The 14,478-nt window shown below is 72.4% G+C and carries 10 protein-coding genes; 7 read left to right on the forward strand and 3 right to left on the reverse strand.

Translation table 11 applies throughout. From position 1 onward, the window contains the following. Both HCN51_RS24970 and HCN51_RS24975 read left to right on the forward strand, forming a co-directional pair. On the forward strand, positions 1-732 hold the full coding sequence (locus HCN51_RS24970) for a nitrilase-related carbon-nitrogen hydrolase (protein WP_168012095.1): 732 nt from the start codon (positions 1-3) through the stop codon (positions 730-732). An 85-nt stretch (positions 733-817) separates the two neighbouring features. Then, positions 818-1,465, forward strand: coding sequence for a sensor domain-containing protein (locus HCN51_RS24975; protein WP_168012097.1), 648 nt, complete (start codon positions 818-820; stop codon positions 1,463-1,465). Between the two features lie 9 nt (positions 1,466-1,474). On the opposite strand, the gene HCN51_RS24980 is transcribed toward HCN51_RS24975, so the two are convergent. Continuing rightward, positions 1,475-5,161 (reverse strand): S8 family peptidase, encoded by a 3,687-nt coding sequence (locus tag HCN51_RS24980; protein ID WP_168012099.1) that lies wholly within the window; start codon positions 5,159-5,161, stop codon positions 1,475-1,477. 143 nt (positions 5,162-5,304) lie between these two features. On the opposite strand from HCN51_RS24980, the gene HCN51_RS24985 reads away from it, so the two are divergent. Beyond that, the gene (locus HCN51_RS24985) at positions 5,305-6,111 is read left to right on the forward strand and encodes an alpha/beta fold hydrolase (RefSeq protein ID WP_168012101.1); all 807 of its coding nucleotides are present in this window, start codon (positions 5,305-5,307) and stop codon (positions 6,109-6,111) included. Between the two features lie 182 nt (positions 6,112-6,293). Here the strand turns inward: HCN51_RS24985 and HCN51_RS24990 are convergent, their stop codons facing one another. Then, positions 6,294-6,899: a VOC family protein gene (locus HCN51_RS24990; RefSeq protein ID WP_168012103.1), complete on the reverse strand. Its 606-nt coding sequence runs from the start codon at positions 6,897-6,899 to the stop codon at positions 6,294-6,296. Between the two features lie 109 nt (positions 6,900-7,008). On the opposite strand from HCN51_RS24990, the gene HCN51_RS24995 reads away from it, so the two are divergent. Beyond that, the gene (locus HCN51_RS24995; RefSeq protein ID WP_168012105.1) at positions 7,009-9,996 is read left to right on the forward strand and encodes an alpha-mannosidase; all 2,988 of its coding nucleotides are present in this window, start codon (positions 7,009-7,011) and stop codon (positions 9,994-9,996) included. Position 9,997: 1 nt separating this feature from the next. On the opposite strand, the gene HCN51_RS25000 is transcribed toward HCN51_RS24995, so the two are convergent. Further along, positions 9,998-11,170, reverse strand: coding sequence for an ROK family transcriptional regulator (locus HCN51_RS25000; protein WP_080036994.1), 1,173 nt, complete (start codon positions 11,168-11,170; stop codon positions 9,998-10,000). Positions 11,171-11,256: 86 nt separating this feature from the next. Between HCN51_RS25000 and HCN51_RS25005 the strand changes: the two genes are divergently transcribed. Genes HCN51_RS25005 through HCN51_RS25015 form a run of 3 tightly spaced genes read left to right on the forward strand, consistent with a single transcriptional unit; the run spans position 11,257 to position 14,356 of the window. Next, the gene (locus tag HCN51_RS25005; RefSeq protein WP_168012114.1) at positions 11,257-12,624 is read left to right on the forward strand and encodes an extracellular solute-binding protein; all 1,368 of its coding nucleotides are present in this window, start codon (positions 11,257-11,259) and stop codon (positions 12,622-12,624) included. Continuing rightward, entirely contained in the window at positions 12,621-13,538 is a 918-nt protein-coding gene (locus HCN51_RS25010; RefSeq protein ID WP_168012116.1) for a carbohydrate ABC transporter permease, read from the forward strand. The genes HCN51_RS25005 and HCN51_RS25010 overlap by 4 nt, the downstream gene beginning before the upstream one ends. After that, the gene (locus tag HCN51_RS25015; RefSeq protein ID WP_080036991.1) at positions 13,535-14,356 is read left to right on the forward strand and encodes a carbohydrate ABC transporter permease; all 822 of its coding nucleotides are present in this window, start codon (positions 13,535-13,537) and stop codon (positions 14,354-14,356) included. The genes HCN51_RS25010 and HCN51_RS25015 overlap by 4 nt, the downstream gene beginning before the upstream one ends. Positions 14,357-14,478 lie beyond the last annotated feature (122 nt).

Below are 14,478 nucleotides of genomic sequence, written 5' to 3' on the forward strand. Positions count from 1 at the left end.
GTGAAGATCCTCCTCGTTCAACCCCCGCACTGGTCCCCCGACGGTCACGCGAACTTCGACGCGGTCGAGGAGCTGCTGGCCGCCCGCGCAGGGGACGTCGTGCTGCTGCCCGAGCTGGCCGGCTCCAGCCTGCCCCGCGCCGACTACCTGGCCAGGGTCCGCGCGCTGGCCGAGGGCACGGGCATGACGGTCGTCGGGGGCTCCCACTACGACGGCCCCCTCAACCGGGGCGCCGTGTTCGACGGGCGCGGCACCCTGCTCATGGAGTACGAGAAGGCGCACCCGTACGGGCTGGAGCTGCGCTCCGGCGTGCGCCCCGGCCGTCCGGGCCCCGGCTTCGAGCTGGCCGGCCGCCGCCTGCACGTGCTCCTGTGCGCCGACCTGTGGTACTCCGCCAGCCTGGCCGGCCACGACCGGCTCGACGCCGTCCTCGTGCCCGCCTTCTCCGTCACCCGCTGGGACGGCCCCGCCCCGGCCCGCGCGTTATGGCAGCACATGAGCGTGGCGCGGGCCTACGAGTTCATGACGTACGTGGCGGTCAGCGACTGGCACCACGAGACCACCTACCTCGGCCACCCCTGCGCCGGCGTGACCGGCTTCGCCAACCCGTGCCCGCGCACGCACACCGGCTTCTTCACCGGCCCGCCGGACGCGCCCGTCTCGCTGCACGAGCTGGACTTCGACCGCCTCGACGCCTTCCGCGACGACCGCGGCGAGCGCGGCTTCCGGTAGGAGCCCTTGGTAGGGCTGGCCCTACCCCTCACTGGGCCGCGCGCAGGATCGAGCGGGACGGGGCCCGGCCCGTAGCGTCTCTGCCATGACAACCCTCCGGCACCGCCTCGCCACCGACACCCGCTACACCCTGCTCGGCCTGCCGATGGCGGTCGTGTCCTTCGCCGTCGTCGTGGTCGGGATCTCGGCCGGGCTGGGCACCGCGATCGTGTTCGCCGGGCTGCCCGTCCTCGCCGCCACCGCCGCCATGGCCCGGCACCTGGCCGACCTGGAGCGCGTCGCGCTGCCCGGCGTGCTCGGCCGCCCCGTGGCCCGCCCGCCGTACCGGCCCGCCCCCGCCCGGGCGGGCCGGCTGCGCCGCACCCTGAACCCGCTGGCCAGCGGGCAGGCCGTCATGGACCTGCTGTACGCCATCATCGGCTTCCCCATCGCGCTGCTCGCCTCGATCCTCACCGCCGTCTGGTGGGCCGGCACCATCGCCGGCCTCGCCTTCCCCCTGTACGGCTGGTTCATCGCGGCCCTGCCCGGCATGGAGGAGAGCCTGCCCCGGCTGCTCGGGCTGGGCGGCGACGCCGCGACCTTCGTGGTCTTCAACACCGTGGTCGGCGTGCTGTTCGCGCTGACGCTGGTGCCGGTGGTGCGCGGCGCGGCGCTGCTCAAGGCGAGCCTGGCCCAGGCCATGCTCACCCGCGCGCCCTCCGGCGGGATGGTCACCGAGCCGCGCTTCGCGTGAACCGGCCGGTCAGCGCAGGGCGTAGGCGCGGATCACCTCCTGCGTGAGCGTGTTGCCGCGCACGTCCGAGGCGTTCAGGCGCAGCGAGACGAAGCCGGGGCGCGAGCGGTCGAGCGTCGTGCGGTAGGTCCCCTCGCCGTCGGCCCGCAGCCGGGCGGGCCTCCAGGTGGCGCCGTCGTCGTCCGACACCTCCAGCGTGACCCGCTTGATCGCGCTGCGCTCGGCTCCCTCCTGGTGCCGCACCGACAGGGTGAGCCGGCGGGAGCCGGCCTGGTTGCGCAGGTCGACGGGGGCGTCGAAGGTGGCCACCAGCAGCGGCAGCACCGCCGTCCCCCGCTCCGAGCCGAACGTCCACACGCCCCGCGTGCGGGTGGACAGCTTCGCCCAGTCCGCGCCGTTCGCGAGGTCGTACTCGATCCGGTACGTGGCCCGCTCCGGCGGCAGCGTCCCCGACCCCGAGGGCAGGTAGTTCGTCTGCCACATCAGCTCGTCGCCCCGGTAGAGGCGGAAGTCGGTCTTCATGCCGCCCTCGAACGGGCTCGTGTACGCCTCGCCGTAGTTGCCCTGGGCGTCCACGAGGCCCTGCATCGACAGCCGCAGCCGGTCGCCCTCCCGGCGTACCGGGTTGCGCGGGTTGATGCCGGGCAGCAGCGGCTGCTTGAAGACGGTGCGCTCCACCCGCTCCCCCGCCTCGTACGGACGGAGCTCCGGCGACGACACGCCCGCCAGCACGGTGTCGGGGTGTGGCCACATGGTGTTGTAGGAGCGCTCCGGGGCGCCCGCGGAGGTGGTCCAGCGCAGGCCGGGGTCGGGGGTGACGTAGTCGACGCGGGTGCGCGGCGCCTTGGGCATGGGGTGGTTCGTGGAGATCGAGACCTGGTCCCAGGGCTCGAAGGCGTAGCGGGCCTCGTTGAGCGCGCCGCCGCCGGTGAGCTGGGTGTGGTAGCCGGTCTCGATCCTGGCCTGGGATCCGGCGCGGATGACGTACGTGAGCGAGTCGCGCACCCGGCCCTGCTCGCGCAGGTACAGGTCGTACACGTACGGGCTGGCCACGATGCCCTTGGCCAGGATCGGCACCGGCAGGCGGCGCAGCCGTCCGACCAGCTTCAGCCCCTCCTCGTGGGTGAGCCGCACGGTGGGGACGGCCAGCTTGACGCCGTTGCCGCCGGTCGTGACGTCGGGGCCGGGCCGGTCGCTGTAGACGGCCACCATGGCCGCGCCCGCCGCGGCGGCGGCGTTCGACTGCTCGGAGACCGGCACGCCGTCGGTGCGGCGGATGACGGCGAGCTTGCCGCGCAGGTCGCGGGCCTTGATCTCGGCCGCGCTGCCCCGGCCCGCGTCCACGGCCAGCAGCAGGCGGGTGCCGTCGAGGCGCGGGTATTCGGAGGAGAAGTCGCTGAACTGGACCGGGTCCACGTATTCGGGGCTCAGCCGGAGCCCGGGCGTGGAGAAGGCGATCTCCGGGGCCTTGAGCCGCCAGCGGGTGGCGACCACGAACGTGCCCTTGGTGACCTTCCTGGTCGGCTGGACGAACAGGCGCTCCTCGACCTGCCCGCCCGGCGAGATCGTGGTGCCGCCGCGCAGCGCGGTGCCCTGCTCGCCCGCGCGATACCACATGAGGGCGGCGGCGGCCCCCGTGTTCCGCTTGGTCTCGTGGTCGGGGGTCTCGATCTTGACCTCGACGGCCTTGCGGGCGTCCAGGACGACCTCGGTGTTCTCGGTGATCTTCATTTCGGGGTCGCCGAGCAGGCTCTCGTTGAGCGGCTTGCCGCCGGTGGTGCTGTCCTGGCCTGCGGGCATGGTGAAGATGTGGCCGAGCACCGAGTACGTGCCGGGCTTGACGAGCAGGCAGGTGCCGGTGCCGTACCTGGCGTCGGTGCAGGGCTGGCCGGGGTCGCCGGGCAGCACGCGGCCGACCAGGGTGCCCTCGTCCAGGTTCAGGACGGTGAAGCCGCCGCGCCCTGGCCGGCCGTCCCTGGCGATGCCGCGCACGCGCAGCTCGACGCGCCTGGTGTCCACGCTCGCGGTCAGCAGCGTGCGCACGCCGGGCGCGGTCAGCTCCTGCCGCACCGCCCCGGCCGCGCCCGCCTTGATCGTCACCTTCGCCTCGGCGGTGCCGCCCGCGGGCACGGTGAGCGTGGCCGGCTCGACCGTGAACGCGTCACCGGCCGTCAGCGGCAGCTCGGCGGGCGTCCGCCCGAGGTTGTGGTAGCCGATGGTGAGCGTCTTCTGCTCGCCCTCGGTGAGCCGGCCGAAGTTCAGCGAGCCCGCCGACGCCACGACCGAGCCCTTGATCGCGGCGGCCACGTCGATCCGGCCCGCGCCCTGGGCGTCCACCGGGATGTCCCCGCCCGGCCTGGCGGTGGCCATGAGCAGCGACTTCAGCTCGTTCGCCGTGATGCCGGGGCGGGCCTGGCGCAGCAGCGCCGCCGCGCCCGCCACGTGCGGGGTGGCCATGGACGTGCCGGACATCGCGACCCGGCCGCCGCCCGCCTTCGCGGCGGTGATGTCCACGCCCGGCGCGGTCACGTCGGGCTTGACCGCCTGGTCGGCCACGACCGGGCCCCTGCTGGAGAACGGGGCGAGCCGGTCCTGCTTGTCCACGGCGCCGACGGTCAGCGCCTCGGGGGCGTCACCGGGGGCGCCCACGCACGCGTCGCAGCCGTCGTTGCCCGCCGCCACCACGAACAGCGTCCCGTACTGCTCCGTCAGCCGCGCGACGGCCTCGGTGAGCGGGCCGCCCGCCTCGGGGCCGCCCAGGCTCAGGTTGACGACCTCGGCGTGCTCGTCACCGGCCGCCCACTCCATGCCGTCGATGATCCACGAGAGCTGGCCGTAGCCGTCCGCGCCCAGGACCCGCCCGTTGAGCAGCTGCACGCCCGGCGCCACCGCGGACGCCGTGCTCGCCACGTGGGTGCCGTGGCCGTGCGGGTCGCCGGTGGTGTTCTCGCCGGTGAAGTCGCGCTGTCCGGCGACCTTCCCGGCCAGGTCGGGATGGGCGGCGTCCACGCCGGTGTCGAGCACGGCCACGGTGGTGCCGGTGCCGTCGTACCCGGCCGCCCACGCCTCGGGCGCGCCGATCTGCGGGACGCTGTCCTCCAGCACCGGCCGCACCTCGCGATCCAGCCAGATCTTCGCCACCCCGGCCAGCGGCGTGGCGGCCCGCACCTGGGGCGGCCCGGCCAGCTTGGCCAGCTCCGCGCCGAACGCCGCCGCCTTGCCCGCCGCCACCCGCACGCCCGCGCCGCCGATGCTCTCCAGCGTGCGCACCCGCTCGACGGCCGGCAGCGCCGCCTTGGGCGCGTTCGGCGCGGTGTAGGTGAGGATCAGCGGGATCTCGGCCCTGTAGCCCTGCTCGGCCAGCGCCGTCACGTTGAACAACTCGCTGTCGAGCCGCTCCGGCACCAGGGAGGCGACGTCGTCGGGGACGACCGTCGTGCCGCGCCCGGTCTCCAGCACCTGGAACGTCGGCACCGTCCCGTCGGGCCTGGGGGCGGGGGTGACCGTCACCGTGCTGTGCTTGCCGTCCACGGCCCGCACCTGCACCCGGTCACCGGTGATCAGCGTGATCTCGCCGCTCGCCGGCTCCGGGGTGAACGCGGCGGGGGCTGCCGCGTGGGCACTGGGGCCTGAGAGCGGCGCGGCCGCCATGACGGCCGCGACGGCCACCACCATCCCCCGCCTTAAGCCACGCATGGACGACCTCCCGAGTATCGGTAAGCACGAATACCGAATTCCTAGCCATCCTGAACTGGCCGTGTCTATGTCTCGGGCATGGCCACATCCCGACTTGTCGTAAAGCCGCCACCCCGAAATCGGCTCATCTACAGTGACCCACCATGGACACAGGCATGCTCGACGTCCCCGGCGCCCGGCTCCACTACGAGGTGCGCGGCTCAGGCCCCGTTCTCCTGGTGATCCTCGGCGGCAGCACCGACCCGGCGATGGCCGCCCCGCTGGCCGTCCTCCTGTCCGACCGCTACACGGTCATCACCTACGACCGTCGCGGCTACTCCCGCAGCCCCCTGACGGAGCCGTTCGGCGACCATCCCGTCGAACGGCACGCCGACGACGCCCTGCTCCTCCTGGAGGCGGCCGGCCCGGAGCCCGCCTACGTCTTCGCCACCCACGCGGGCGCCCTGATCGCCCTCGACCTGCTGGCCCGCCGTCCTGAACGGGTGCGGCGGCTGGTCGCGCACGAGCCGCCCGCCTACGAGCTCCTGCCCGACGCCGAGCGCTGGCGCCGCATGACCGAGGAGACCCTGGACCTGTTCGCCCGTGAGGGGGCCGGCGCGGCGATGCGCCGGATGGGCGAGGAGACCGGCCTCTCGGTTCCCGGGCCGCCCGCCCCCGGCCTGCCGGAGTGGGTGCGCGACATGCTGACCAGGATGGCGGCCAACGCCGAGCCCAACCTGCGCTACGAGCTGCGGGGGTTCAGCTCGTTTGTCCCGGACGCGGTGGCGCTGCGAGGTGCGCCGGTCGTGGTGGCGTACGGGGCGCAGGACCAGGGCACGCTCTTCCACCGCACCACGCTGGCGGTGGCCGAGCTGCTCGGCACGCGGGCCGTGGAGCTGCCCGGCGACCACGTCGGCTACCTGCGCGACCCCGGCGCCTTCGCCGAGGCGCTGCACGCCTGCCTGACGTGATCAGCGGCGGGGTCAGGGTTGGCCGGCGGGCCGGCGCATCGCTCGGCGTCGATACGCGGTCATGAGCGTGGTCACCGCGCCCGTCAGCGCCGAGACCACGATGGGCCGGGTCATGACGGTGACCTTCTTCACGACGCCCCTCCTACGAAAGAGCCGGAGAACCGAGCGTGAACCGATCCCCGTCAGGAGTCCAGGGTGATGCCTTCGCGGCGCAGGTCCTCGACGACGCCGTCCACCAGGCGGGTGGCGACCGTGTGGTGGAGCCGGCCGTGCTCGCGCAGCTCGCGGACGGCGGGCACCGGGTCGGGGTCGGCGAACAGGCGCTCGTCGGAGTAGTCGACGGGGCGGCCGGTCGGGTCGACGGTCCACCAGGAGGCTTCGAGGGCGATGCCGTTGGGGTCGCTGAAGTAGATGGAGCGCAGGAAGCCGTGGTCGACGACGTCGGTCACCTCGCAGCCGTGCGCCTTGAGCCGGTCGCGCAGCCGCAGCAGCGCGTCCTCGTCGGGCAGGTGCAGCGCGAGGTGGTCGAACTGGGCCGCCTTCGCGTACGGGACGCCCGCCGGCTTGGCGAAGCGGTCGAGCTCCTGGCCGGTGTACTCGAAGAAGGCGACGGTGTTGCCGGTGCCCACCTCGAAGAAGTAGTGCTTGAAGGCGGGCACGGCGAGGGTGGTGACGAGGCGGGCGTCGAGCACGCCGTGCCAGAAGCGCACGGTGGCGTCCATGTCCGCGGTCACGAGGGCGAGGTGGTGCACGCCGCGCCAGTGCACCGTTTCCGGGGTCGCAGCCATGCGTCAACCGTACGCCTTTCAACTATCGCGGGTAAGGGACATTGCCGTGGCGGCGACAGGGTGCTTAACGTGCTGTTGGCCACTACTTGACCGATAGGAGCCCTGCCTGATGCATGACGACCGCGATCTGGTCGAAGCCCGGCTGAAGCGCGTACTGAACGAGCGGATCCGCCCGGCGATCTACCCCGAGTCCGTCCCCCTGGAGGTGGCCGTCTGGCACGCGCCCGGCGAGCCCGTGCCGGTGGCGGAGGGGCTGGCGGCCGAGCCCGAGCCGATCGCGGTGGGGCAGGCGTGGGGCGCGCCCTGGGGGACGAACTGGTTCACCGTCACCGGCACCGTCCCCATGGAGTGGAGCGGCCGGATCGTGGAGGCGATCCTGGACATCGGCTTCGACGCGGACCGGCCGGGCTTCCAGTGCGAGGGCCTGGTCTACCGGCCCGACGGCACGCCGGTGAAGGGCCTCAACCCGCGCAACCAGTGGGTCCGCGTCGCCGAGCCGGCCGAGGGCGGCGAGCGGGTGCGGCTGCACATCGAGGCCGCCTCCAACCCGATCATCCTGGGCCACGACGCGTTCCGGCCGACGCTGATGGGCGACAAGGAGACGGCCGGCAGCGACCCTCTGTACCTGCTGACCCGCATGGACCTGGCCGTCTTCGACAAGACGGTGTGGGAGCTGGTCATGGACCTGGAGGTGCTCGGCGAGCTGATGCTGGAGCTGCCCGTGGACGGCGGCCGCCGCTGGGAGCTGCTGCGCGCGGTGGAGCGGGCGCTGGACGCGGTGGACCTCCAGGACGTGAACGGCACCGCGGCGGCGGCCAGGGCGGAGCTGGCCGGGGTGCTGGCCGCGCCCGCGGTGCCGTCGGCGCACCGGATCAGCGCGGTCGGGCACGCCCACATCGACTCGGCGTGGTTGTGGCCGCTGCGCGAGACCGTGCGCAAGGTGGCCCGGACGACGGCCAACATGACCGCGCTGCTGGAGGACGAGCCGGACTTCGTGTTCGCGATGTCGCAGGCCCAGCAGTGGGCGTGGGTCAAGGAGCACCGGCCCGAGGTGTGGGCGAAGGTGACCAAGGCGGTGGCGGCGGGCCGGTTCGTCCCGGCGGGCGGCATGTGGGTGGAGTCCGACACGAACATGCCGGGCTCCGAGGCGATGGCCCGGCAGTTCGTGCACGGCAAGCGGTTCTTCATCGACGAGTTCGGCGTGGACAACGAGGAGGTGTGGCTGCCGGACACGTTCGGGTTCGCGGCCGGGCTGCCGCAGATCATCAAGGCGGCCGGGTCGAAGCGGCTGCTCACGCAGAAGATCTCGTGGAGCCAGACGAACACCTTCCCGCACCACACGTTCCTGTGGGAGGGCATCGACGGGACGCGGATCTTCACGCACTTCCCGCCGGTCGACACCTACAACTGCTCGATGCACGGCGGGGAGCTGGCGCACGCGGCCCGCAACTTCAAGGACAAGGGCACCGCCCGGCACTCCCTGGCCCCGACCGGCTGGGGCGACGGCGGCGGCGGCACGACGCGGGAGATGGTCGCCAAGGCGGCCCGGGTACGCGACCTGGAGGGCTCCCCCATGGTCACGTGGGAGACGCCGGCGGAGTTCTTCGCCAAGGCCGAGGCCGAGTACCCGCAGCCGCCCGTCTGGGTCGGCGAGCTCTACCTGGAGCTGCACCGGGCCACCCTGACCAGCCAGGCCAAGACCAAGCAGGGCAACCGGCGCAGCGAGTCGCTGCTGCGGGAGGCCGAGCTGTGGGCCGCGACGGCGGCCGTGCGGGCGAACGCCCCCTACCCGTACGAGCGGCTCGACCGGATCTGGAAGACGGTGCTGCTGCACCAGTTCCACGACATCCTGCCGGGGTCGTCGATCGCGTGGGTGCACCGGGAGGCGCGCAGGACGTACGAGAGCGTGGCGCGGGAGCTGACGGAGATCATCGACGGCGCGCAGCGGGCGCTGGCCGGGCAGGGCACGGGCGAGCTGGTCTTCAACGGCGCCCCGCACGCCCGCCGCGGCGTCCCCGCCGGCGGCGCCGCCCCTGCCGCGCCCGCGTCCGAGGCCGAGGCGCGCCCGCGCGAGGGCGGCGGCTTCGTGCTGGAGGACGAGCGGCTCCGCGTGGAGATCGACGGCCGCGGCCTGGTCGTGTCCGCCTTCGACCGGCGGGCGGGCAGGGAGGCGGTCGCGCCGGGCCGCGCGGCGAACCTGCTCCAGCTCCACCAGGACTTCCCCAACAAGTGGGACGCCTGGGACGTGGACGCCTTCTACCGCCACACGGTCACCGACCTCACCGAGGGGGAGGTCCGGGCGGACGGCGGCACGGTCGTGGTGACGCGCACGTTCGGCGGCTCGGCGGTGACGCAGCGGCTCACGCTCACGGAGGGCCGGCTGGAGATCGACACGGAGGTCGACTGGCATGAGACCGAGAAGTTCCTCAAGCTGGCCTTCCCGCTCGACGTGCGCGCCGACCGGTACGCCTCCGAGAGCCAGTACGGCCACGCCTTCCGCGCCACCCACACGAACACGAGCTGGGAGGCGGCCAAGTTCGAGGCGTGCAACCACCGTTTCGTGCACATCGAGGAGCCCGGCTGGGGCGTGGCGGTGGTCAACGACTCGACCTACGGCCACGACGTGACCCGCGAGGTGGACGAGCACGGCACGACCACGACGCTGCGCGTCTCGCTGCTGCGCGCCCCGCGCTTCCCCGACCCGGAGACCGACCAGGGCACGCACCGCTTCCGGCACGCGCTGGTGCCGGGCGCGACGATCGGCGACGCGGTGCGCGAGGGGTACTTCATCAACCTGCCCGAGCGCCGCGTCACCGGGGACACGCCGGTGGAGCCGCTGGTCACGGTGGACGACGACGCCGTGGTGGTGACGGCGGTGAAGCTGGCCGACGACGAGAGCGGCGACGTGGTCGTCCGCTTCCACGAGTCGAGGGGCGGCCGGGCGCGGGCGACGCTGCGGGCCGGCTTCCCCGTCGCCGAGGTCGTCACCACGGACCTGCTGGAGCGGCCCACGGGCGAGCCGCGGCGGCCGGGAGGTGAGATCCCGGTGACGCTGCGCCCGTTCGAGCTGGTCACCCTCCGGATCAGGCGCGCCTGACCTAACCGCTGACCAGCGTGCCCAGGCGGGGCGCGTACGTGGCGTGGAAGACCAGCGAGGCCGCGCCGATCGCGGCGGCGTCGGCCGCGATCGGCGAGGTCTCCACCCGCACCGCGTGCAGCCGCCTGGCCAGCGGCCGCTCGGCGACCGCCCGCGCGATCACCTCCCGGTAGATCTCGCCCACCTCCCGCAGCGCGGGCCCGCCGAGCACGAGCAGGTCGATGTCCAGCATATTGACCACGCTGACGGCGGCGTCGGCGAGCCGCTGCGCCACCCGTTCGATCACCCGGCGGGCGGCCGGCTCGCCGCTCGCCGCCGCCGCGCAGATGGCGGCGTGGTCGGCGCCGGTGCCGAGCGCGGCCTCGATGGCGCTCGGGCAGCACACGGCCTCCACGCACCCCCGGTTGCCGCAGTAGCACTCGGGCCCTTCCGGGTCGACCGTGATGTGCCCGAACTCGGCGGCGTTGAGCGAGCTGCCCCGATAGACCTGGTTGTCCAGGATGAGCCCGCCGCCGATGCCGGTGCCGAGGTAGAGGTAGGCCAGGCCGGGGGCGGAGCGGGCGATGCCGGCCCAGCGCTCGCCGATGGCCGCGGCCGTGGCGTCGTTGTCCACGGTGACGGGGAAGCGGGTGTACTCCTGGAGCAGGCCCTTGATCGGCACCCGGTCCCAGCCGGGCAGCCGGGGCGGCGAGACCATCACGCCGTCGGCGTCCAGCGGCCCCGGGCAGGCCAGCCCCACGCCGAGCACCTTGCCGTCGGGCACGCCCGCCTCGCGCAGGATCCGGCGGGCCGCCCTGGCCATCGTCCGGATCACCGCGTCGGGCCGGACGCCGGGCCGCTGCGGCAGGTGCAGCCGGGCGAGCGGCCGGCCCGCGAGGTCGGCCAGCACGATCGAGAGCTCCTGGGGGTCGAAGTGCACGCCGACCGCGTACCCGGCGCGGGCGTCGACCCGCAGGATCGTGCGCGGCTTGCCGCCGCTGGACGGCGCCGAGCCGTCCTCGACGACCAGCCCCTCCTCCAACAGCCGGCGCACGATCACCGAGACGGTCTGGGCGGTGAGCCCGGTCACGGCGGCGATCTGCACGCGGCTGATCCCGTCGGACGCCGCGATGGCCTCCAGCACGACGGCGCGGTTGTAGCTGCCTACCTTGGGCAGGTTCGTGCCCTGGTACATGTGAGCAATGTCACCACAGAGTGTTGACTTAGTAAATCAAAAAGATTTACGTTCTCCGCAACCCAAGGAAACAAGGGGAGGCCGTCATGAAACGTAGCCTGGCCGGTTCCCTCCTGGTGTTGACAGCGCTGACAGCAGCAGGTTGCGGCAGCGGTGGCACCACCGAGGAGGCGTCCGGAGGAGCCAAGGAGCTCGAAGTCCTCTACAAGGTCGAGCCGACGTGGCCGCACCTGGAGAACATGCTCAAGAACGCCAAGAAGCAGTACGAGAGCGCCCACCCCGGCGTCACGATCAAGCTGACCGCCGTGCAGGGCAACAACGAGGCCTACTACACGAAACTGGCGCTGCTCAACCGCTCGCCCGACTCGGCGCCCGACGTCTACCTCCACGACACCTTCCAGGTCAACGCCGACGTCGCGGCCGGCAAGCTGGCCCCGCTCGACGAGTATCTGGCGACGTGGCCCGACTGGGGCACCCAGTACCCCGACAACGTCAAGCAGGCCGCCAAGGGCATCGACGGCAAGATCTACGGCGTGCCGATCAGCACCGACACGCGCGGCCTCTGGTACCACAAGGACGTCTTCGCCAAGGCCGGCCTGCCCGTGCCGTGGGAGCCGAAGACCTGGAACGACGTCCTGACCGCGGCCCGCACGATCAAGCAGAAGGTGCCGGACGCCGTCCCGTTCAGCATGTACTCCACCAAGATCCACGGCGAGGCGGCCACCATGCAGGGCTTCGAGATGCTCCTGTACGGCACGCCCGGCGGCACCCTCTACGACGACGCGCAGAAGAAGTGGGTGGCCGGCGGCAAGAACTTCACCGACGCCCTGACCTTCATCAACACCGTCTACCGCGAGGAGCTCGGCCCCAAGCAGGCCGACGCGCACAACGCCAAGCTCGCCGACAAGGTCAACCTGGAGTGGTTCCCGGCCGGCAAGATCGGCATCTCGCTCGACGGCGCCTGGACGGCGGCCGCCTGGAAGCCGACCAGCACCAAGCCGTGGCCCGCCTGGCAGCAGAAGGTCGGCTGGACCGCCATGCCCACCCAGAACGGCGAGGCGCCCGGCTCGGTCAGCATGTCCGGCGGCTGGGTGATGGCGATGAGCTCCTACACCAAGCTCAAGAAGGAGGCGTTCGACTTCATCGCCGTGGCCACCAACAAGGAGAACTCGCTGATGTACTCGGTGAGCACCGGCGACCTGGCCCCGCGCAAGGACGTCGCGGCCGACCCGAAGTACACCGCCGACAACCCCAGCGTGAAGTTCTTCACCGACCTGGCCGAGGTGACGCACTACCGGCCGGCCTACGAGGCGTACCCGAAGGTGTCCGCGCAGGTGCAGGAGGCCATGGAGGCGGTCACCACCGGCTCGCGCACCCCCGAGGAGGCTGCCGCCGCCTACGCCAAGGCGCTGCCCGCCGCCGTCGGAGGCCCCGACAAGGTGCTGGCCCGATGACGGTCGCCATCGTCCCCTCCCCCGCCGTGACCGGTTCGCCTGCCGGCGGCCCGGCACGGCGGCGGCGGGTACTCCGCTGGCTGCTCCCGATGGCCCCCGCGCTGGTGCTGCTGGCGTTGTTCCTCGCCGGGCCCATCCTGTGGAGCGTCTACATCGCCTTCACCAACGAGACTCTGACCGGCTCGGCCTCGGTGCACTCGCAGTTCGTCGGCTTCGACAACTTCACCCGGATGTTCGCCGACCCGAACTTCGTCAACTCGTTCCTGCTCACGTTCGTCTTCGTCATCGGCTCGGCCGTCATCGGCCAGAACACCCTCGGCCTGATCATCGCCCTGCTCCAGCGCGGCCGCGGCCGGGTGACGCGCAGCGTCGTCAACGGCGTCGTCATCGGCGCCTGGGTGATGCCCGAGATCGTGGCCGCCGCCTGCTGGTTCTCGTTCCTGGCCGAGGACGGCACCCTCAACCGGGTCCTCGGCATCTCGCAGGAATGGCTCTACACCGCCCCGATGCTCGCCGTCATCCTCGCCAACGTCTGGCGCGGCACGGCGTTCTCCATGCTCGTCTACTCGGCCGCGCTGTCGGAGGTGCCGCCCGACCTCGTCGAGGCGGCGGCCGTGGACGGCGCGAGCCCCGCCCGGCGGCTCCTGCACATCACGCTGCCGCTGATCCGCCGCTCCATCATGTCGAACCTCATGCTGATCACCCTGCAGACGCTGGCCAGCTTCGGCCTCATCTACGCCCTGACCGGCGGCGGCCCCGGCACGGCCAGCCAGACCACCCCGCTCTACATGTACGAGCAGGCCTTCCGCTACTTCGAGATCGGCTACGGCTCGGCCATCGCGCTGGTCATGCTCGTCATCGGCGCCCTGTTCTCACTGATCTACCTGCGCCTGATCAAGGTGGAGGACGCATGACCCGCATCGCCGCCAGAGGCGCGGCCCTGCTGTCGCTCCTGCTCATCACGCTCGCCTTCCTCGGCCCGTTCCTGTGGGTGCTGATCGCCTCCGTGCAGCCCGAGGCGTCCCTGTCGGCCGCCCCGACGCTCACCTTCTCCCTGGACAACTTCAAAGCCGTCCTGACCTGGGAGACGATCATCCTGCCGCTGATCAACTCGATCGTCATCTCCGGCTCCACGGCCATCCTCACCGTCCTGGTCGCGGGCTTGGCCGCGTACCCGCTGTCGCGCTACCAGCTCCGCTACCGCCGCCACTTCATGCTGACCCTGCTGTTCACGACGGGCCTGCCGGTGACGGCGATCCTCGTCCCCGTCTACGCCATGTTCTTCCGCTTCAACCTGTACGGCTCGGTGCCGGCGATGGTGCTGTTCCTGACGGCCAGCTCGCTGCCGTTCTCCATCTGGATGATGAAGAACTTCATGGACGGGGTGCCGATCAGCCTGGAGGAGGCCGCGTGGGTGGACGGCGCCGGCTGGACCCAGTCGCTGCGGGCCGTCGTGGGGCCGCTGATGGCGCCGGGCATCGCGGTCGTGGCCATCTTCGTGTTCGTCGGCCAGTGGGGCAACTTCTTCGCGCCGTTCGTCCTGCTGGACACTCCCGAGAAGCAGCCGGCCGCCGTCACCATCTACACGTTCTTCTCCCAGTACGGGCAGGTGGCGTATGGGCAGCTCGCCGCCTTCTCCGTCCTGTACACGGCGCCGGCGGTGGTCCTTTATGTGGCGGTCAACAAGTATCTGGCGGGGTCGTTCAACTTCGCCGGGTCGGTGAAGGGCTGAGCAGCCCCAGGGCCTCGCGGTGCTGCCAGGCCCGGGCGACGCAGGTGCGGTCGCCCGGCGGCGCGTGGCCTTTCTGCCCTGCCCGTGTCCCAGGAGACCCCCAGCACGACCCCAACCGCCCG

Source organism: Nonomuraea composti (genome assembly GCF_012034275.1).
Taxonomy (GTDB): Bacteria; Actinomycetota; Actinomycetes; order Streptosporangiales; family Streptosporangiaceae; genus Nonomuraea; species Nonomuraea composti.